Genomic DNA, 539 nt, shown 5'->3' on the forward strand with positions numbered 1-539 from the left:
TTACTTTTGGCAAAGCAAATTATAACTCTTTACCATGCTATTCAAAAAACACTCACGAAAGATCAACACGCCCTAGAACGTCGATATTGACTGTTAACGACGTTGTATCTTGCCTGAGCATTATCGATATCTAACTGGTAGTCGGTCGGGTCGAGCTCTGCAATGACATCGCCCGCTTGAACGCGCGTGCCTTCTTTAACATCGAGCTTATTAATTTCACCGGCAACTCGAAAGCTAAGATGGGCTTTTTCTGCCGCATTTGCCACTGCTGGGAAGTAGAGTTTGTTATCGAAATCTAGCACCGTAATCTCAATCGCTTTCACCAAAGGAGTAGTATCTATTTCGGTGACTTGTTTATCTTCACAAGCGGTCAGCAATGCTAAACACGACAGTCCAGTGGCCAATTTAAATATTTTCATGTTATAGCCCCCTTTCCTTGATCCACTCTCGAACTTTAACGAACTTGTAGGATTTCTCCCTTACCCGTTCTCAATTCTGATCCTATCGACATTTCATCATGATATAAACTTGAACGCACT

At 42.3% G+C, this 539-nt stretch carries 1 pseudogene; it reads right to left on the reverse strand.

Features of this window, described 5'->3' with window-relative positions:
• Positions 1-74 precede the first annotated feature (74 nt).
• A pseudogene (locus Q1A70_RS20355) lies at positions 75-419 on the reverse strand (biotin/lipoyl-binding protein); the annotation flags it as partial.
• Between the last annotated feature and the right edge of the window lie 120 nt (positions 420-539).

It is taken from the genome of uncultured Vibrio sp., assembly GCF_947488985.1.
Lineage (GTDB): Bacteria > Pseudomonadota > Gammaproteobacteria > Enterobacterales > Vibrionaceae > Vibrio.